The organism is Rhodococcus sp. GQ147 (genome assembly GCF_059759155.1).
The window spans coordinates 231743-250410 of sequence record NZ_JCAXDU010000003.1 but is presented as its reverse complement, the minus strand read 5'-3'; the positions used below and the strand labels follow the sequence as shown (position 1 = coordinate 250410).

Below are 18668 nucleotides of genomic sequence, written 5' to 3'. Positions count from 1 at the left end.
GACGAACGGCTCGTCGAGGATCTGCGCGAATGGATGCCGCACCAGCGATGGTTCGCGGCCAAGGGCCACACCATCACCGGGATCGGTGTCGTCCTGCGTCATCCGCTCGTGGAGGAGTCCGGTTTCGGGGCCGACCATCTGATCGTGAAGGTCTCGTTCGACTCGACCGCGGACCAGATCTATCAGGTGCCCCTCGGTTTCCGTTCCCATCTCCCCGAGGAACTGCAGTCGTGGAGCGTGGTCGGCCCCGACGACTCCCACGACCACGGCCTGCACGTCTACGACGGCCTCCGCGATCAGGAGATCCTCGACCGGTATTCGCGCAATCTGGCGAGCGGCACCCCCGCCGGCCCGGTGGATCTCCACACCGTGCCGGGTGCGGTCATCGAACCGGGCCTGCGTGGGCGTGCGCTGAGCGCGGAGCAGTCCAACACCTCCGTGGTCCTCGGAGAGAAGTTGCTGCTCAAGATGTTTCGTCGGCTCACGCTCGGCATCAATCCGGACGTCGAACTGCCGCTCGCGCTCGGCGAGGACGGATGTCGGTCGATCGCCCCGATCCGGGCATGGATCGAAGCGGAGGTCGACGGGGTCCGCACCACGCTGGCGATGGTGCAGGACTTCGCGGCGAACTCGGCCGACGGCTGGTCGATGGCACTCGGCAGTGTCCGGGACCTGCTCCTGGAAGGAGACCTGCGCGCCGACGAGGTGGGCACCGACTTCGCCGGGGAATCCCATCGCATCGGTGCGGCCGTGGCGGATGTGCACGCCCATCTCGGCTCCGCGCTCGGCACCGACGAGCGCGCCGCCGCCGAACTGGCCGAGGGCATGATCCGCCGGCTCGAGGGTGCGGCGGCCGAGGTCCCCGAGCTCGCCGAACTCACCGACGCGGTCCGGGCCCGGTTCGATGAGGTTGCGGCGCTGGGTCAGGTTCCGGTGCACCGCATCCACGGCGACCTGCATCTCGGGCAGGTGCTGCGTACCCCCGAGCGCTGGTTGCTCATCGACTTCGAGGGCGAACCCGCGAAGTCGCTCGAGGAGCGCCGCAAGCCCGACAGTCCGTTCCGGGACGTGGCGGGAATGCTGCGGTCGTTCGACTACGCCGCGCATCATTCGATCCGTGAATCCGAACAAGGCACGGCGGTGGAGTCGCAGCGGGAGTTCCGGGCCCGGGAGTGGGCCGAACGCAACTGTGCCGCCTTCTGCGACGGCTACGCAGCTGCCTCGGGCACGGATCCACGGGGCTCCGACGTCCTGCTGCGTGGTTACGAGCTCGACAAGGCGGTCTACGAGGTGGTCTACGAGGCTCGGCACCGTCCCTCGTGGCTTCATCTGCCGCTCGAGGCGATCCGTCGTCTCACCGCCCGCTGACCACCCCCCGAACGCGGGAAGGGGAGAGATGCCGTGGCATCTCTCCCCTTCCTCGTCGTGCGGGTCAGCTCACCTGGAGCAGCAGTTCGTCCTCGACGACGTCCGCCGTGACCCGGTTGCCCTCGGCGAGCACGTCGTCGAGCAGCATGTCGGCGATGCGGTCGTCGACCACCCGGGAGATCGAGCGGCGCAACGGACGGGCACCGAACTCGGGCTGGTGACCGTTGCGGGCGATCCACGCCACCGCGTCGGCGGTGAACTCGAGGTCGATCCCCCTGCTCTGCAGCCGCTTCCGGCTGTCGTCGAGCAGCAGCTCGGTGATCCGGTGCAGCTGGTCGTCGTCGAGCTTGCGGAACATCACGATCTCGTCGATGCGGTTGAGGAACTCCGGCCGCATCGATTCGCGCAGCCGTCCCATGACCCGGTCACGCAGCGGCTTCTCGGCCGCCTCGGCGTCACCGGTGGTGAAGCCGAGCGCGCCTCCGCGGCTCGAGATGATGTCCGAACCGAGGTTGCTGGTCATGATGACGACGGTATTGGTGAAGTCCACCGTGCGTCCCTCACCGTCAGTGAGGCGACCGTCGTCGAGGACCTGCAGCAGTGTGTTGAACACGTCCGGGTGCGCCTTCTCGATCTCGTCGAGCAGCACCACCGAGTAGGGGTGGCGACGCACCTGTTCGGTGAGCTGTCCGGCCTCGCCGTAACCGACGTAACCGGGAGGGGCGCCGACGAGACGGCTCACGGTGTGGCGTTCGCCGAACTCGCTCATATCGATGCGCAGCATGGTGCGCTCGTCACCGAAGAGCACCTCGGCGAGGGCCTTCGCGAGCTCGGTCTTGCCGACGCCGGTGGGACCGAGGAACAGGAAGCTGCCCACCGGACGACGCGGGTCGCTCATGCCGGAGCGGCTGCGCCGCACGGCACGTGCCACGGCGTGGACGGCTTCGTCCTGTCCGACGACGCGCTTGTGCAGCTCGTCCTCGAGAGTGCGCAGCCTCTCCTTCTCGGCGCGGGTCATCCGCGATGCGGGGACTCCGGTGGCCCGCGAGACGATCTCGGCGATCAGCTCCGGGTCGACGGTCGGAGTTCCCTCTCCGTTGCCCTCGCTGTCGCCACCGTCGATCCGAGCCTGGACGCGAACGATCTCGTCGCGGATGCGCGAGGCATCCTCGTACTGTTCGGCCTCGACGGCGCGATCCTTCTCCGCTTCGAGTTCGTCCAGCCTCGAACGCAGTTCGGTCACGTCGGTGCGCGGCACCCGCAGGCGCAGTCGTGCACCGGCCTGGTCGACGAGGTCGATCGCCTTGTCCGGCAGGTGCCGGTCGGGCAGGTACCGCATCGACAGGTCGACGGCCGCTTCGAGCGCTTCGTCGGTGTACCGGACCTTGTGGAACTCGGCGTACCGATCGGCGAGACCCTTCAGGATCGCGACGGCGTCGTCGCGTGCTGGCTCGTCGACCGTGACGGGCTGGAAACGGCGTTCGAGCGCCGGATCCTTCTCGATGTGCTTGCGGTACTCGTCGAGGGTGGTCGCACCGACGACATGCAGTTCACCGCGGGCGAGCTTCGGCTTGAGGATGTTCGCCGCGTCCATCGCGCCCTCGTTGCCGGCGCCTGCGCCGACGACGGTGTGGATCTCGTCGATGAAGACGATGAGCTTGCCCTGCTGGGCGGTGATCTCGTCGAGCGCTGTGGTGAGACGTTCCTCGAAGTCGCCCCGGTATCGGGTTCCGGCGACCATCGCCGTCAGGTCGAGCTGGACGATCCGCTTGTCCTGCAGGATGTCCGGGACGTCCCCGTCGACGATGCGTTGGGCGAGTCCTTCGACGATGGCGGTCTTGCCGACGCCGGCCTCACCGACGAGCACCGGGTTGTTCTTGGTGCGTCGCGCGAGGATCTCGATCGTCTGCTCGATCTCGTCGGTACGGCCGATGACGGGGTCGATGCCGCCGCCGCGCGCCCGATCGGTGAGGTCGACGCCGAATTTGTCGAGCGTCGGCGTCGGGGTCTCCTCCGCGGCGGGAGCCGCGGGGGTGGGCTGCAGTGCGGTCTGCAACGCCTGCGGGGTCACGCCCAGGGACGCCAGCAGGCGTCCGGGAGCGCGGGTCTGGTCGGCCGCGAGCGTGAAGAACAGGTGCTCGGGGTCGATATAGGTGGAGCCGAGCGCACGCGAGAGCTGGTGCGCTTCGAGGAGTGCGGTCTTCACGGCACCGGTCAGTGCGGGTGCGGAGACGGCCTCACCGGGGCGGCTCTGCGGCAGCCGCTGGTCGACGGCGGCAGCGACGTCGGCGGGGTCGGCTCCGGCGCGCGTCATGACCGTGCGGGACGGATCCTGCTCCGCCATCGCGCGGAGGAGGTGCAGCACGTCGAGTTCCGCGTCACCACGGTCGGTGGCGTAGCGCGCTGCGTGGGCGAGGAGGTCCTGGGTACCGCGGCTCATGAAACGTGTGATGTCGATTCGGCCGGGGCCACCAGGCCCGAAGAATGCCGGCATTCCGAAGCCTTTCTGTCGAACTTGAGCCATTCTCACTCAACTAACGTGCCCAGAGCGCTCTCAATTCCCACATGAAAGTGATCCGGAACACGTATCGAGTTGTGGCCATTAATGTTGTGCACAACAAAACGGGGCGCTACATTCATTCCCGTGCCGTCTCCACTCGAACTCGACCAGCAGGTGTGCTTCGCGCTCTACCGCGCCTCCCGCACCATCACGGCCGCATATCGGCCACATCTCGATCGGCTGGGCATCACCTACCCGCAGTACCTGGTGCTCCTGGCGCTGTGGGAACGCGATGCGCGAGGCGTGCAGGATCTGTGCGACGCGCTCGATCTCGACACAGGCACACTCTCCCCCCTGCTCAAACGGCTCGAGGCCGCCGGATACGTCGAACGACGCCGGCAGCAGACCGACGAACGTCGTGTCGTCGTCCACCTCACCGAATCGGGAGATGCACTCCGGACAGAGGCCACGGACATCCCCGGCTGCGTGACGCGGGACAGCCGGTTCGACGTCGACGAACTGGTCGCGCTGCGCGAGACGCTCCACCGTCTGACCGCCGCGTTGCAGGAAGCACCCGGCGCACTCTCGAAGAAAGGCAGGACATCGTGAACATCATCTACACCGCCGAAGCACTCGCCACCGGAGCAGGCCGCGACGGCCACGCCCGCACCAGCGACGGCAAGCTCGACCTCGACCTGTCCATCCCCACCGAGATGGGCGGCAGCGGCAAGGGCACCAACCCCGAACAACTCTTCGCCGCCGGGTACGCCGCGTGCTTCCACTCGGCACTGCAGATGATCGCCCGACAGGAGAAGGCGGACGTCAGCGACTCCGCGGTCGGCGCCCGCGTCGGCATCGGCCCGACCGACGGCGGCGGATTCGGTCTCGCCGTCACCCTCGAGGTGACTCTTCCGAACCTCCCCCGCGAGCAGGCGCTCGAGCTCACCGAGAAGGCCCATCAGGTGTGCCCGTACTCCAACGCGACCCGCGGCAACATCGACGTCACCCTCGAGGTGACGGAGGACTGAGTCACCCTCGAGGTGACGGAGGACTGAGTCACCCTGCGCTGCGCACATGTCCGCGCCGACCCGTAGCGTGGACACGTGCGCACGCAGGACCGGTCGCAGCTCGCGCTGTTCGCGACCGAACTCGATTTCCCCCTCGACGACTTCCAGGTCGAGGCCTGCCGCGCCCTCGAGGACGACCGCGACGTCCTGGTGTGCGCCCCCACCGGGGCGGGCAAGACCGTCGTCGGTGAATTCGCCGCCCGTCTCGCGCTCGCAGCGGGCGGACGCTGCTTCTACACCACCCCCATCAAGGCGCTGAGCAACCAGAAGTACTTCGACCTGTCGCGTCGCTTCGGCGACGACCGCGTCGGTCTGCTCACCGGCGACATCTCGCTGGACCCGCACGCGCCCGTGGTCGTCATGACCACCGAAGTGCTGCGCAGCATGCTGCACGGCGGCTCCCCGCTCCTGCACGGACTCACCCACGTCGTCATGGACGAGGTGCACTATCTCGCCGACCGCGAGCGCGGTGCGGTGTGGGAGGAAGCGATCCTCTCCCTTCCCGATGACGTGCGGCTGACCAGCCTGTCGGCCACGGTGAGCAACGCCGAGGAGTTCGGCGGCTGGCTGCGCGGCGTCCGTGGCGACCTCGCGGTCGTCGTCGAGGAGACCCGTCCCGTCCCGCTCACCCAGCACATGCTCGCCGGCGGGCGGCTGTTCGACCTGTTGTCCCCGTCCGGCACCGTCGACGAGACCCTCGAGCGGTACATCGCCCACCGCCAGCTCGTCGAGGCCGCGCCCGGCCCCGCGACCGGCCGTGGACGACGACGGCGACGTGCGCGCGGAGCACCCGGACCGGCCGGTGCCGACCTGCCCGAGGTCGTCGCCCGGCTCGAGGCCGAACAACTGTTGCCGGCCATCTGGTTCCGGTTCAGCCGCAACGGGTGCGACGGCGCCGTCGCCGAATGCCTCGAATCGTCGGTTCGGCTCACCGAGGCGGCCGACGTCGCCGAGATCCGCGCGGTCGCCGACCGGCACACCGCTGCGCTGCCGCCCGCAGATCTCGACGCCGTCGGTCACGCCGAGTGGCTCGAAGGACTCGAACGCGGTTTCGCCGCGCACCACGCCGGTCTGATCCCGGCCTTCCGTCACACCGTCGAGGAGTTGTTCGCCCGCGGTCTCGTGCGGGTCGTGTTCGCCACTGAGACCCTCGCCGTGGGGGTGAACATGCCGGCGCGCACCGTCGTCCTCGAACGCCTCGTCAAACCCACCGCCGACGGACCGGTGCGCCTCTCCCCCGGCGAGTACACCCAGCTCACCGGTCGCGCCGGTCGGCGCGGCATCGATGTCGAAGGCCACGCCGTCGTGCTGTGGAGTCCCGAGGCCGCCCCCGCGACCGTCGCCGGCCTCGCCGGCGCACGCTCGTACCCGCTCCACAGTTCGCTGCGCGTCGGCTACAACACCGCGGTCAACCTGGTCGCCGGTCGCGGCATCCCCGGCTCCCGCGAGTTCCTGCGACGCTCGTTCGCCCAGTTCCAGGCCGAACGATCCGTCGCGGCGCTCACCGACGCCGTCCGCGCGAACACGACGGCGCTGCGTGATCTCGACACCGAACTCGGGGACGCCGAGGGCTTCACCGAGTACCGGCACCTGTGCGACCGGCTCGCCGAGGCACGACGCTCCGGTTCGGCCGAGCTGGTGACGTCGCTGGCACGGGCGGTGCGGTCGCATCCTGCACATCGACGCGGCGATAGGGAGCGCCTCCTCGCCCTCTCTGCGCGACGCGCCGCGGTGCACGGCGACACCGAACGGATGCGGTCGCAGATCGACACGGTCACCGGACGCCTCGTCGAGACCTTCGATCGCACACTGGATCTGCTCGAGGAGCGGGGTTATCTGCTCCGCGACCCGATGGGCGGGTCGGCCTACGTCACCGACGACGGTCGTCGTCTGGGCCGGATCTACTGCGCGAACGACCTTCTCGTCGCCGAATGCGTGCGGACGGGCGCGTGGTCGGGGCTGACACCGGCCGAGCTCGCCGCCGTCGCCTCGAGCGCTCTGGGCGAGACCCGGCGCCGCACCGTCGGAGTCCCGGGACGCACCACCCCGGCGATCGACGAGGCGCTGCGCGCCACCTCACGGCTGTGGAGCGAACTCGCCGGACGCGAAGAGCGTCTCGGCCTGGAAGTGGGGCCGGATCCGGATCCGATCGCCGTCGCCGCGATCCACCGCTGGGCACGCGGGGACGGACTCGCCGCCGCCCTGCGCACCGCATCGGATGCGGGGCTCTCGGCAGGCGATCTGGTCCGGCGTTATCTGCGCACCCTCGACCTCGTGGATCAGACCGGACTGTGCCGACGCGACGATCTGCCGCCGGTCTCGTTCACCCTGACCTGAGAACTGCAGGATCTACGGTATCGAAAGATCTAGGGCATCGAGTACTCGACGGAGCACACCCGCTCCGACAGTTCCCACAACCTCCGCGCCAGGATCTCGTCGCGTGACCGCGAGGTGGACTGCACCCGCTTCGGCCGGCCGCGCATCTCGAAGAAGGAATCCGGCCCGTAGTAGCCACCCGGCTCCGCATTCGGTGAGGTCGCCGCGTAGAGCGTCGGGAGCGCACCCTGCTGCGGGGACTGCCCGATGATCGGGGTGACGAGTTCGACGATTTTCCCGTGCCATGACTCGCTGCGGTACTGCAGATTCGTCGACGAATAACCCGGATGCGCGGCAAGCGAACTCACGCTCGATCCGGCTGCGGTCAGGCGTCGCTGCAGTTCGTACGCGAACAACAGGTTCGCGAGCTTCGACTGCCCGTAGGCGAGCCACCGCTCGTAGCGGCGACGTTCCCAATCGATGTCGTCGAGATCGATGCTGCCGATGCGGTGCATCGTGCTGCTGACCGTCACCACCCGGTCGGTGATGCGGTCGAGCAGCAACCCGGTGAGCGCGAAGTGGCCGAAGTGATTGGTCCCGATCTGCATCTCGAAACCGTCGGCCGTCCGCCGCAGCGGTACCGCCATGACGCCGGCGTTGTTGACCAGGACGTCGATACGCTCGTGCTCGGCACGCACCTCGTCGGCGAACGCACGGATCGACGAGAGATCCGCCAGGTCCAGACGGCGCACGGTGGCGCGGTCGCCGAGATCGGCCGCGACCGACTCACCCTTGGCGACATCGCGGCACGCGAGCACCACCTCGGCACCGGCGTGCGCCAGCGCCCGGGCGGTCTCTGCACCGAGTCCGCTGTTGGCCCCCGTCACGATCATCGTGCGTCCCGACAGATCCGGAATATCGTTCGTGGTCCACCCCATGCCCGCCACCCTACGGACGCGCGCCGCGTGGCGACACTCCCGTTTCCGGCGTCGACGGTCCCGATGGATCGCATCCTCGCCGTGGGGCGCACCTGCTCGTAGACTTCCCCGGAACTCACGACCGCAGGCGCGCGGGGGCGCATGCACGACAGGGAGGTTCCATCGATGGGGCACCACCCCGGACGTCCGGACCGCGAACTCGCCGCAGCGTTGCGGAACGGGGAGCCGGACGCCACGGCAGCGGTCTTCGACCGTTTCGCCCCCGGCCTGTACGCGTACGCGTGCGGCTTCGTCGCCGTGTCATCGGCCTCGGACGTGGTGTACGACGCGGTCTGGACGGCGACCGCGCGGATCCGGTCGCTGCGCGACGAGAGTCTCCTGCGGGCCTGGCTCTACGCCGTGGTCCGTGCCGAATGCATCCGCGTGCTCGAGCGCACCGGCTCCGCCCTCGAATATCTCCCCGCGGCCGACCCCGCCTATCAGGCCGCTTCCGACGTGCTCGACGTCCGTGAGGCGGTCCACCTGCTCGACGGCACCGCGCGCGAGGTCGTCGACCTGACGGTCCGGCATCACTTCTCGTTCCACGAGATCGAGGCGTTGCTCGGTTCCGCCGGCGAGGGACATGTCCTCGCCCATGCGCAGGACTTCGTCGACCGTGCGGTGCCCCGCGTGCCGAATGCGCTCGGAACGTTCTCGCTTCTCCCCTTCACCCCTCTGCCCGCGCACCTGCGTGGACGGCTGCTCACGGTGCAGCCCTCGGAGGCGGAACTGCTCGATCTCGGGCGCCGGCTCGAACCGCTGGACCGGGAGGGCTTCCCCCGTCGCGATCGTCGGGCGAAGCGCACCGTTCCCGTCATCGCGGCGTCGGTGGCGGTGTTCGCGGTGCTGGGCGTCGGTGCGTTGTTCGTGTTCCCGCAGGCCGAGCCCGTCGAGCGGCAGGTCCTGCGTCCTGCGGCCGAGCCGACGCTCGACATCGGGTCGCCGGTGGCGACGAGCACGACCGCAGCGACAACCGAGACCACGCCCACCGAGCCCGCGGAGACGACGACGGGGGAACCCGAGTTCGAGGCACCGGTGGTGACCCCCACCTCGGCAGCGACCGCCGAGCCCGCTGCGGAATCCACCGCCGCTTCCGCCACCACGGCGACATCGACCGTCGGTGGCTTCACCAGGCGCGGCGGGCCGGGTCGCGGGACCGAGCCGGACGAGGACCGCCCGCGCCGGGACACCGAGGAGAGCGACACGCCGAACACCGGGACGCCTCGCCCCACCACGGGGACGCCCACCTCACCGCGGCCGATGCCGACGCTGCCGACCTTCCCTCCGCGCGGCGGGGTATGAGGTGGGCATCCCCGTCACACGGCGGAGACGAGGACGTAACACGACGGGACTACCTTCGCGGAGTCGAGCACTCGCATTCCGGGGACGAAGGAGGACCCGGTCGTGGCACCACGCCGTAGATCCGCGTTGCTGGACGAGCTCCGCGTCGACGTACCGGGCCGCCCGCAGGACGTGATCCTCGAAGAGTTGCGCCGCGCCTTACTCTCCGGAGCCGCACCCCCGGGCACACCGATCCCCGTCGGGGAGGTCACGGAGCTGTTCGGGGTGAGTCGCATCCCGGTCCGGGAAGCACTCGAGACCCTCATCGGCGAAGGTCTCGTGACCCACCGGCAGAACCATGGATACATCGTCGCCCAGCTGACGATCGCGGAGCTGCGCGAGATGTATTCAGTCCGTGAGACTCTCGAATCGGCGTCGCTCACGGCGGCCGTGCGCAACGCCACCGAGGAGGACGACCGGCGCGTCGAAGAGTCGCACCGTCTTCTCGAATGCGCTGTGCAGGAAGGCGACTCGCGTGGCTATCACCGCGAGAGCCGGGTAACTCTCCGGCAATATCGCTCCATTACGGTCTGCACATCGGAATTCACCACCGCCGTTGATGTTCCGTCGATCGATTCGACTCCGCCCACCGGGCTCGCACCGGGACACGGGCGGCTCCCCCTCGCACAGGAGCAGGCATGACCGAAGTGCTGACACCGAGCGCCGGCAACGTCCCCGCCGCAGCCCCGCCGCCCGCGACCGGATACGACCCGCGGTTGACCAACGACGACCTCGCCCCGCTGAAGAACCAGCGGTGGGGTTCGTACAACATCTTCGCGTTCTGGATGTCCGACGTCCACAGCGTGGGCGGGTACGTCACCGCCGGAAGCCTGTTCGCTCTCGGTCTGGCCAGCTGGCAGGTCCTCGTGGCCCTGCTCGTGGGCATCACGATCGTCTACTTCTTCTGCAATCTCGTCGCCAAGGTGTCGGCCCCCGAGACCGCCGGAACGCACTAGCCCAGCCAGGTCACGGGTGCGCCCTCTCCGGTGATCTGCCGCAGCGTCTTCGGCGTCCTCGGTGCGAACATCCCCGCGATCATCCGCGGTCTGATCGCGGTGGCGTGGTACGGGATCCAGACCTTCCTCGCCTCGGCGGCACTCGACGTGGTGCTGATCAAGCTGTTCCCCTCGCTCGCACCCTATGCGGTGGTCGAGGACTACGGGTTCGCCGGCCTGTCCGCACTCGGATGGGCCAGCTTCCTGACGCTCTGGGTGCTGCAGGCCTGCGTGTTCTGGCGCGGCATGGAGTCGATCCGGCGGTTCATCGACTTCTGCGGGCCGGCCGTCTACGTCGTGATGTTCCTGCTGTGCGGTTATCTGATCTCCCAGTCCGGTTGGAGCGCAATCGATCTGACCCTCGATGAGGTCACGCACGCCGGATGGGCGTCGGTGCCGGTCATGCTCGGCGCGATCGCCCTGGTGGTCTCGTACTTCTCCGGCCCGATGCTCAACTTCGGCGACTTCTCCCGGTACGGGATGTCCTACGCCGCCGTCAAGAAGGGCAACTTCCTCGGTCTGCCGGTGAACTTCCTGGTCTTCTCGCTGCTCGTGGTGATCACCGCGTCGCTCACGCTGCCCGTCTACGGCGAACTGATCACCCCGTGGAATCTGTACGACAACCCCGAGGTCATCCACTACACCCTGAAACCCTGGGCGCGTTCATCGGTCCGCTGTTCGGCATCCTCATCGCCGACTACTACCTCGTGCGCAAGCAGAAGGTGATCGTCGACGACCTGTTCACGATGTCGGAGAAGGGCGCGTACTTCTACCGCAAGGGCTACAACCCGGCCGCGGTGATCGCGACCGTCGTCGGCGCCGTGGTAGCGATGATCCCTGTGCTGTTCAACGATGCGCCCGGCATGGGAACCGCCGCCCAGTACAGCTGGTTCATCGGCTGCGGTCTCGGTTTCGTCGTCTACCACCTGCTCGCGACCCGTACCCGCCTCGCAGTCCGTCTCCCCGACCGGGTCGCACAGGAAGCAGCCTGATCCTCCATGTTCATCAAGGTCGTCAACCCGAACACCACGTGGTCGATGACCGCCACGATGGACCCACCCTCGATCGAGAGCCACTACGACGAGGCGCTCGCCGTGCCGGGCATCCTCACCGAGATCGAGAAGGGCGAACGCGACAGCGTCGACGGCTATGTCATCGCGTGCTTCGGCGATCCCGGACTGGACGCGGCGCGCGAGCTCGCCGGTGGGCCCGTCGTCGGCATCGCCGAGGCCGCCATGCGCGCCGCCGCGGTCCTGGGGCGCGGCTTCTCCGTCGTCACGACGCTGGCCCGCTCGACCGGACGCGCGTGGGACCTCGCGCACCGCTACGGTATGCGCGACGCGTGCCGGGGCGTGCACGCGTGCGACCTGCCGGTGCTGGCCCTCGACAGCGATCCCGACGCACGCAAGATCGTCACCGAGGCGTGCCTCGACGCCCTGAGCGAGGACGGTTCCGACACCATTGTGCTCGGCTGCGCCGGGATGGCCGACCTGTGCGCCCACATCTCCGCGGAGATCGGGGTGCCGGTGGTCGATGTTGTCGCGGCCGCGACGCTGACCGTGCCGTCGCTGGTCACGATGGGCCTGGCGACCGGCAAGCGAGGAGAGTTCGCGACGCCCCCGCCGAAGCGCTATGCGGGACTGCTCGACGGGTTCACGACGGGCGGGTGAAGCCCCGCCCCACCGTCACAGCCGGGTGAAGCCCCGCCCCCTACGATCGGGACGTGCTGTCCATCCACCATGCCCCGTTGAGGAAGACCGACCCCGAGAGTCTGTATCGGATCGTCGCTCTGCGGACCGATGTGTTCGTCTTCGAGCAGGGCATCACCAGCGAACCGGAACTCGACGGCCGCGATCTCGACCCGACCACCGAACTGTTCTGGACGCGGGAGGGTGACGAGGTCCTCGCGACGCTGCGCGTGCTCCACGACGACGGGGACGTCGCCCACATCGGCCGTGTCGCCACCGCCCGGCACGCACGCGGGCGCGGCCTCGCCGCGGAGCTGATCGAGGCGGCGCTCGGGACCTGCCCGGGGGTGGTCGACATCTCGGCGCAGGCGTACCTGGAGCACTGGTACGCGCGATTCGGGTTCGTGCGCACCGGAGCGAACTACCTCGAGGCGGGGATCGACCACGTGCCGATGCGCCGCACCCCGTGACCGCGGGGCGCCCGTCGGGCGGCGGTCACGGGGTGCGGGCGACGACGCTATCAGCCGATCTCGAAGTGCACTCCGGTGAGCTTCTCCGACAATTCCCACAGCCGCGTCGCGGTCTCGCGGTCGCGGGCCCGACGCCCCACGCCGGCGACACCGGGCGCTCCGTAGAGCAGGAGACGCGGACCGATGTAGCCGCCCGCAATGCCCGGATCGGAAGCGGCGAGCACGACCGATTCGGCTCCCTGATCCGGGGTGCGCTGCAGGATCGTCTTGCCGAAACCGAACAACCGGTCGAACCACGTCCCCGTGTGGCTGCCCACCTCGGTGGCCGCGTAGCCCGGATGGGCCGCGACGGCGCGCAGCGGTGAGCGGGCGGCGGCGAGGCGTCGTTCGAGCTCGAGCGCGAACAACAGGTTCGCGAGCTTCGACTGTGCGTACCCCGCGGCGCGGTTGTACGGGCGGCGCTCCCAGTTGAGGTCGTCGAGATCGATCCGGCCTATCAGGTGGGCGGCGCTCGACACCGTGACGATGCGGCCGGTGATACGCGGCAACAGCCGTCCGGTCAGGGCGAAGTGTCCGAGATGGTTCGTTCCGATCTGCATCTCGAACCCGTCGGCGGTGCGACCCAGCGGCACCGCCATGACCCCGGCGTTGTTGACCAGGACATCGATCCGGCGATCGGCGAAGGCGTCCGCGAAGGCACGGATCGCCGAGAGGTCGGCGAGATCGAGCGACATCATCTCGGCCCGGGGGCCGATCTCGTCGGCGATGCGCTTGCCCCGGTCGACGTTGCGACCGGCGAGGACGACGGTGGCGCCGGCAGCCCCGAGGGCGCGGGCCGTCGCTTCGCCCACACCGCTGGTGGCCCCAGTCACGACGACGGTGCGGCCGACCAGCGAGGTGGTGGCGTCAGGCGCCAATCGAGGACTTGAGCATCGGGAGCATCGCCCACAGCTCGTCCTGCCAGTAACCCCACGAATGGGTACCGACGATCGGGAACGAGAAGTGTGCGGTATCGATACCCAGGGTCAGCAGGCGCACCTGGAAGGCGCGGTTCTGCGTGCGGGCGAGCGCTTCGAGACCCATGGCGTTGGTCGTGTTGAAGCTGCCCACGAGCGAGTTCGGCCGGTCGTACTGGCCGGGCAGACCGCTCGCCGCGGAGACCCACATCGGCAGTCCGCGCATCTGCGGCGCCGCGACGAACGGGTCGTGACGCAGCCACGCCGAGTCCCAGGGCGGTCCCCACATCGCGTCGGCGTTGTATCCGCCGGCGTCGAGCATGGCGAGACGGATGGCCTCGCGCATACCGGGGGCCGAGAGGTTGAGGTAACCCGAGAGGGAGCCGGCGAACTTGAACTGGTCGCGGTGGTAGGCGGCCAGGATCAGCGCCGCGTTACCGCCCATCGACAGGCCGACCACCGCGTTGTTGTTGCGGTCGATGCCGTAGACGTTCGCGAGATGGTCGGGGAGGTTCTGGGTGAGGAAGGACTCCCACTTGTAGGTGTAGGGCTGGCCGTTGAAATTGCTCGGCGCGTACCAGTCGGCGTAGAAGCTCGACTGTCCGCCCACCGGCATGATCACGTTGACGCCGTGATCGGCGAGCCACGCCGCGTTTGTCTCGTGTTCCCAGCCGCTCACATCGTCGGTGGCGCGCAGACCGTCGAGCAGATAGACGGCCTTGTTGCTGCCGTTGTTCGCCCGCCAGATGCGTACCTTGATCGCCCCGACCCCACCCGGGGCGGCGACCATGTCCTCGTGGAAGCGATCGTACGGATCGGCCGCAGCCGTGCCGGCGCCGAGCCCACTGAACGCGAGCGCCAGCGGAAGGACCAGTGCCGCCACCAGCAGCCGCACGAGAGCGCGTCCCCCCCGCCGACGTGTTCCGGTTTTCGCCGACATCGTCACAACATGCTCCCCTTGCACTCCAGTAACATTCTTCACTTCCGTCCCAGGGTATCGACGGTGCAGAAACCTTAAGCAGGCTTGCACACAATCGTTATCGTGGAAAGTCCGGCAGCGTTATCGTCGGGCCTTCGGCGCTCGCATTCCGGGCGCACCGCTAACCTCCGACCCGTGCCCGAAGCTCCCCTCCCCGTTCGCGACGGCCTGAACCCCACCCGCCTGCGACTGCCGGAAAATCCCAGCTGGGAGACCATAGCGGAGTTCCTGCTCACACGCTTCCCGAACGATGCGGCGCGCATCGCGGAGAAGATCGAATCCGGCGAAGTGGTCGTACAGGACGGCACAGCGGTCACATTTTCGACCCCGTACGTCCCACGCGAATTCGTGTATCTCTACCGTGATCCGCCCGCCGAACCGCGCGTTCCCTTCGAGATCGACGTCCTCCACCGTGACGAGAACTTACTCGTCGTGGACAAGCCGCACTTCCTGGCGACCACCCCGCGTGGTTCCTGGGTGACGGAGACCGCCGTGGTCCGGTTGCGCAAGGATCTGGACCTGCCCGAACTGTCCCCCGTTCATCGGCTCGATCGGCTCACGGCGGGCGTCCTGGTGTTCACCGTCCGGCGCGAGGCGCGACGCGCGTACCAGATGCTGTTCGACGGGCGTCTCGTCGAGAAGGAGTACGAGGCGATCGCCCCGGCCGCGCCGCGCCTCGACTTCCCTCGCGAGGTCCGCAGCCGCATCGTCAAGGAGCGCGGCGTGCTGCAGGCCCGCGAGGTCGACGGTCCCGTCAACGCCGTGACCTCGATCGAATTGGTGGACACGGCCGACGACCGTGCGCGTTACCGTCTGCGTCCCGAGACCGGCCGGACGCATCAACTCCGGGTACACATGAACTCGCTCGGAATCCCCATTCTCGGCGACAACCTCTATCCGGAGGTGTACGAGCTCGAGCCACAGGATTATTCGAATCCGCTGCAGCTTCTGGCCAGATCCTTGTCGTTCCACGATCCGATCACAGGTCGGCCGACCCGCTTCGTAAGCCGACGAAACCTGGCAGCATGGAGTAACAGCACACCAGGACCCCGCTGACCGGCGAGTTCTCGTCTTGGAGGTTTCCATGGAAATCGGCAGCATCTCGCGTACCTATGACGGGCGGGTGGCCCTGCGGTTCGAACGCTCGTTCCCCCACCCGCCGGAGAAGGTGTGGCGGGTCCTGACCGATCCGCAACATCTCCGCGCCTGGTTCCCTGCCGACGTCGAGTTCGCGCTCACACCCGGCGCCACACTCGAATTCCGCTCGACGCAGGAACAGACCCGCCGTTTCGGCCTGCCCGAAGGGCACACCAGCATGGGCAGTGTCCTCACGGTACGGCCCGCACGGATCCTGGAATACCTCTGGGACACCGACGTTCTGCACTGGGAACTCACTCCGGACGGCTCCGGCGGGTGCTGGCTCACCCTCACCCACACCACCGACGACGAGGAGGACGCCCTCGCACACGGCGCCGCCTGGCACGCCGGGTTCGAGGTGGTCGAGGCCCAATTGGAGGAACGCCCGGTCGACTGGTCGATCTGGGACCGCGCAGCCGAACTGAGCACGCACTACCAGGGCAGCTCGGGCTGATCGCCCGGCTCGGGACTCGGGCCGATCACCCGGGTGGAATATCCGCCTAGCGGCGCGCCCCACGTCGCGCGGGAGCCGAACCGATGCCGTCGAGGTCGCGCTCCCGCGCGGTCGTGCGCGCCACGATGCGCGCACCCCAAGCACCGATCGCGTCCCAGTCCCGGAAGTCACCGGAAGGGGCGCCGACCATCCTGACGACCATCCGTTCGCCGGTGCCGAGCACCGCCGGATCCAGCTTCCCCGGGAAGGTGCGATGTTCGACGGCCTCGATGCGTTCGGCGACGGCGCACGCGTCGTAGCACGTGTTCACCGACCTCCCGCCCGAGGCGACGGGACCCGACGAGAACAGGTAGACGTCGCGTTCGCGCAGTTCGGCCGCGTGCCGGTCGGAGAACTCCCGCGCGCTGCGCAGCCAGCGACTGCGGTAGACGGCGCTGCCGAGCACCACGACGTCGTACGCGTCGACCTCGTCGACGTGCTCGGGCGCGTTCACGTCGACCTGCGCGCCGTGGTGGCGCATCGACGCGGCCAGCGCAGTCGCGATCTCCGCGGTCGAACCGTGCCGACTGGCCACCGAAACAAGAACCTTCATCACTACCTCCGGACCCGCGTCGAACCATGATCACCCCGAAACCGGGCCTTGACCAGGGCCGAAGTGCTCTTTGCCCGGTATCGGCAGATCACAGTCGGACGAATCCCCTCATATCGGACCGCGTGGCAAGGTGGAGGCAACGCGCACCGAGAGGAGCAGATGGATGCCCAGCACATCGTCGGCGACCGTCGCGGAGGAGGCGGAACGCAAGTACTCCGCCACCGGCGACCGGCCGCTTCCGGACCTGACGGGACTGCCGTCCGTCGATGCGATCGACGTCGACCGGTTCGAATTGTCGGCCCAGTACTACGACACCGCCGACCTGTGCCTGCTGCGCTCGAAGATCACGCTCCGCAGGCGCGAGGGCGGCGACGACGCGGGATGGCATCTCAAACTGCCCTCCGGTGTCGACACCCGCACCGAACTGCACTTCCCCCTCGGCGACGACTCGGCCGAGGACGTTCCCGCAGACCTCGGATCCCTGTTGCGCGGCATCCGCCGTGGCGCCCCGTTGAGCCTGGCCGCTCTGCTCGTGACCCGACGACATCGGCACCGGCTCCGGTCGTCCGACGGCGGCTTCGTCGCGGAGGTGGTGGTCGACGACGTCGACGCCGTGCGCAGCGCCGACGGATCCGAGATCCGCTGGAAGGAGATCGAGGTCGAGTGGAATTCCACCCTCGGCGACAGGACGATCGGCCGATTCCTCACAGCACTCGAGGAACGCTTCGCGGCCGTCGGGATCACCCGTTCGGAGAGCCCGTCGAAGCTCCACCGCGTGCTCGGCGACCTGCTCCCCGCCCGCCCGCCGATCGCGAAGGGCCTGATCCCGGTACGCGACTATCTCTCGAGCGAACTGCACACCCTGGGTTTGTCCGACATCGCCGTCCGCCGCGACGCACGCGACGCGGTGCACAGCATGCGCAAGGCCGCGCGGCGTCTGCGCAGCGCACTGCAGACCTATTCCGACGAGATCGTCGTGGATCCCGATCTCGTCGACGAACTCCGTTGGCTCGGAAGACGTCTCAGCCCGTCACGTGATCTCGAGGTCCAATGGGAACGGCTCACGGATCGCGTGGCCGACATCCCGGTCGAATCGCACCGGGAAGCGACGAGAGCCCGTATCGACGAGTACTTCTCGGCACGGTCGGAGGCCGCCCGCCTCGAAGCAGTCGACACACTGGACTCGGACCGGTACGTCGGGCTGCTCACCCGCCTCGACGCGGCGATCACCGACATAGCGCCCGCCACAGAAGCGGCGGGGGCACGGCCGAAAGTGGCACGGAAGGAACTGTTGCGCGCGGTCGCAGCGCTGTCGAAAAAGGTCTCGCGCCGCGTCGACAGGGTCGGCGACGCCGAGAACCCGGCGGAGCGCGACGCGCTGATGCACCGGGCACGCAAGGGCGCCAAACGGATGCGGTATGCCATCGAGGTGATCGCGCCGCTGCATCCGAAGCTTTCCGGGCGGATCCTCGACCGGTTCGACGACTTCCAGGATCTGCTCGGTGAATTCCAGGACTCCGTCGTGGCGCGGGAACACCTCCTGGACATGCTCTCCGAGCAGGGCCACACCGCCGAGACCAGTTTCGGGCTCGGGATCCTGTTCCGGATCGAGACCGAGATCGGCGACGCGCAGGCCGCACATCTGGACAGCGGATGGCGGAAGGCATACCGCGCCGCTCGCCGATTGTGGACCTGATCGAGGCCGGAAGGCTCTGGTCGGGGCCTCCCCGATCGGGGATCATGAAGATCGTCGACACCGGGTCACGGCCGCGTCGTGGCGGTAACGTGGCCTCGGGCCGACCTGCGCGCGGGAAGCCGCGCGTCGCAA

General features: G+C 68.5%; 15 protein-coding genes and 2 pseudogenes. 12 read left to right on the top strand and 5 right to left on the bottom strand.

All coding sequences use genetic code 11. The features are described from left to right. Positions 1-33: 33 nt before the first annotated feature. Complete coding sequence (locus AC6CID_RS05635; RefSeq protein WP_228045099.1) at positions 34-1368, top strand: maltokinase N-terminal cap-like domain-containing protein; 1335 nt, start codon at positions 34-36, stop codon at positions 1366-1368. 64 nt (positions 1369-1432) lie between these two features. On the opposite strand, the gene AC6CID_RS05630 is transcribed toward AC6CID_RS05635, so the two are convergent. Next, positions 1433-3862, bottom strand: a complete 2430-nt coding sequence (locus AC6CID_RS05630) for an ATP-dependent Clp protease ATP-binding subunit (RefSeq protein WP_498353673.1) — start codon at positions 3860-3862, stop codon at positions 1433-1435. Positions 3863-4012: 150 nt separating this feature from the next. Here AC6CID_RS05630 and AC6CID_RS05625 point away from each other — a divergent pair, with 150 nt between their 5' ends. The 3 genes from AC6CID_RS05625 to AC6CID_RS05615 all read left to right on the top strand — a co-directional run bounded on the left by AC6CID_RS05625 (position 4013) and on the right by AC6CID_RS05615 (position 7272). After that, on the top strand, positions 4013-4477 hold the full coding sequence (locus AC6CID_RS05625; protein ID WP_498353672.1) for a MarR family winged helix-turn-helix transcriptional regulator: 465 nt from the start codon (positions 4013-4015) through the stop codon (positions 4475-4477). Further along, a complete protein-coding gene (locus AC6CID_RS05620; protein ID WP_006551727.1) occupies positions 4474-4896 on the top strand; it encodes an organic hydroperoxide resistance protein in 423 nt (140 codons plus the stop codon). The genes AC6CID_RS05625 and AC6CID_RS05620 overlap by 4 nt, the downstream gene beginning before the upstream one ends. A 75-nt stretch (positions 4897-4971) precedes the next feature. Beyond that, a complete protein-coding gene (locus tag AC6CID_RS05615) occupies positions 4972-7272 on the top strand; it encodes a DEAD/DEAH box helicase (RefSeq protein WP_064852768.1) in 2301 nt (766 codons plus the stop codon). Between the two features lie 29 nt (positions 7273-7301). On the opposite strand, the gene AC6CID_RS05610 is transcribed toward AC6CID_RS05615, so the two are convergent. Further along, entirely contained in the window at positions 7302-8189 is an 888-nt protein-coding gene (locus AC6CID_RS05610) for an oxidoreductase (RefSeq protein ID WP_024103050.1), read from the bottom strand. A gap of 165 nt (positions 8190-8354) precedes the next feature. Here AC6CID_RS05610 and AC6CID_RS05605 point away from each other — a divergent pair, with 165 nt between their 5' ends. The 5 genes and pseudogenes from AC6CID_RS05605 to AC6CID_RS05585 all read left to right on the top strand — a co-directional run bounded on the left by AC6CID_RS05605 (position 8355) and on the right by AC6CID_RS05585 (position 12722). Then, positions 8355-9530, top strand: a complete 1176-nt coding sequence (locus AC6CID_RS05605) for an RNA polymerase sigma factor (RefSeq protein ID WP_498353671.1) — start codon at positions 8355-8357, stop codon at positions 9528-9530. Between the two features lie 102 nt (positions 9531-9632). Then, positions 9633-10067 (top strand): annotated as a pseudogene (locus AC6CID_RS05600) (GntR family transcriptional regulator); the annotation flags it as partial. A gap of 140 nt (positions 10068-10207) precedes the next feature. Beyond that, positions 10208-11556 (top strand): annotated as a pseudogene (locus AC6CID_RS05595) (NCS1 family nucleobase:cation symporter-1). 6 nt (positions 11557-11562) lie between these two features. Beyond that, a complete protein-coding gene (locus AC6CID_RS05590) occupies positions 11563-12234 on the top strand; it encodes an aspartate/glutamate racemase family protein (RefSeq protein ID WP_498353670.1) in 672 nt (223 codons plus the stop codon). A 53-nt stretch (positions 12235-12287) separates the two neighbouring features. Continuing rightward, positions 12288-12722, top strand: a complete 435-nt coding sequence (locus AC6CID_RS05585) for a GNAT family N-acetyltransferase (RefSeq protein WP_072740567.1) — start codon at positions 12288-12290, stop codon at positions 12720-12722. 50 nt (positions 12723-12772) lie between these two features. Here the strand turns inward: AC6CID_RS05585 and AC6CID_RS05580 are convergent, their stop codons facing one another. Both AC6CID_RS05580 and AC6CID_RS05575 read right to left on the bottom strand, forming a co-directional pair. Further along, the gene (locus AC6CID_RS05580) at positions 12773-13639 is read right to left on the bottom strand and encodes an oxidoreductase (RefSeq protein WP_498353669.1); all 867 of its coding nucleotides are present in this window, start codon (positions 13637-13639) and stop codon (positions 12773-12775) included. Then, positions 13629-14618 (bottom strand): alpha/beta hydrolase, encoded by a 990-nt coding sequence (locus AC6CID_RS05575; RefSeq protein ID WP_051121583.1) that lies wholly within the window; start codon positions 14616-14618, stop codon positions 13629-13631. Before AC6CID_RS05575 ends, AC6CID_RS05580 begins: the two co-directional genes overlap by 11 nt. Before the next feature lie 174 nt (positions 14619-14792). Here AC6CID_RS05575 and AC6CID_RS05570 point away from each other — a divergent pair, with 174 nt between their 5' ends. Both AC6CID_RS05570 and AC6CID_RS05565 read left to right on the top strand, forming a co-directional pair. Further along, the gene (locus tag AC6CID_RS05570) at positions 14793-15713 is read left to right on the top strand and encodes a pseudouridine synthase (protein WP_064062134.1); all 921 of its coding nucleotides are present in this window, start codon (positions 14793-14795) and stop codon (positions 15711-15713) included. A 28-nt stretch (positions 15714-15741) separates the two neighbouring features. Next, positions 15742-16248, top strand: coding sequence for an SRPBCC family protein (locus AC6CID_RS05565; RefSeq protein WP_006551738.1), 507 nt, complete (start codon positions 15742-15744; stop codon positions 16246-16248). Between the two features lie 46 nt (positions 16249-16294). On the opposite strand, the gene AC6CID_RS05560 is transcribed toward AC6CID_RS05565, so the two are convergent. Beyond that, positions 16295-16840, bottom strand: a complete 546-nt coding sequence (locus AC6CID_RS05560) for a flavodoxin domain-containing protein (RefSeq protein ID WP_037217072.1) — start codon at positions 16838-16840, stop codon at positions 16295-16297. A 163-nt stretch (positions 16841-17003) separates the two neighbouring features. Between AC6CID_RS05560 and AC6CID_RS05555 the strand changes: the two genes are divergently transcribed. Next, on the top strand, positions 17004-18536 hold the full coding sequence (locus tag AC6CID_RS05555) for a CYTH and CHAD domain-containing protein (RefSeq protein ID WP_498353668.1): 1533 nt from the start codon (positions 17004-17006) through the stop codon (positions 18534-18536). The last annotated feature ends 132 nt before the right edge of the window (positions 18537-18668 follow it).

What these genes read in the sequence shown, in the direction of transcription:
- AC6CID_RS05635 (WP_228045099.1), top strand. Translation starts at nt 34, where the DNA reads ATGCCGCACCAGCGATGGTTCGCGGCCAAGGGCCACACCATCACCGGG.
- AC6CID_RS05630 (WP_498353673.1), bottom strand. Translation starts at nt 3,862, where the DNA reads ATGCCGGCATTCTTCGGGCCTGGTGGCCCCGGCCGAATCGACATCACA.
- AC6CID_RS05610 (WP_024103050.1), bottom strand. Translation starts at nt 8,189, where the DNA reads ATGGGGTGGACCACGAACGATATTCCGGATCTGTCGGGACGCACGATG.
- AC6CID_RS05605 (WP_498353671.1), top strand. Translation starts at nt 8,355, where the DNA reads ATGGGGCACCACCCCGGACGTCCGGACCGCGAACTCGCCGCAGCGTTG.
- AC6CID_RS05590 (WP_498353670.1), top strand. Translation starts at nt 11,563, where the DNA reads ATGTTCATCAAGGTCGTCAACCCGAACACCACGTGGTCGATGACCGCC.
- AC6CID_RS05575 (WP_051121583.1), bottom strand. Translation starts at nt 14,618, where the DNA reads ATGTCGGCGAAAACCGGAACACGTCGGCGGGGGGGACGCGCTCTCGTG.
- AC6CID_RS05565 (WP_006551738.1), top strand. Translation starts at nt 15,742, where the DNA reads ATGGAAATCGGCAGCATCTCGCGTACCTATGACGGGCGGGTGGCCCTG.
- AC6CID_RS05560 (WP_037217072.1), bottom strand. Translation starts at nt 16,840, where the DNA reads ATGAAGGTTCTTGTTTCGGTGGCCAGTCGGCACGGTTCGACCGCGGAG.
- AC6CID_RS05555 (WP_498353668.1), top strand. Translation starts at nt 17,004, where the DNA reads ATGCCCAGCACATCGTCGGCGACCGTCGCGGAGGAGGCGGAACGCAAG.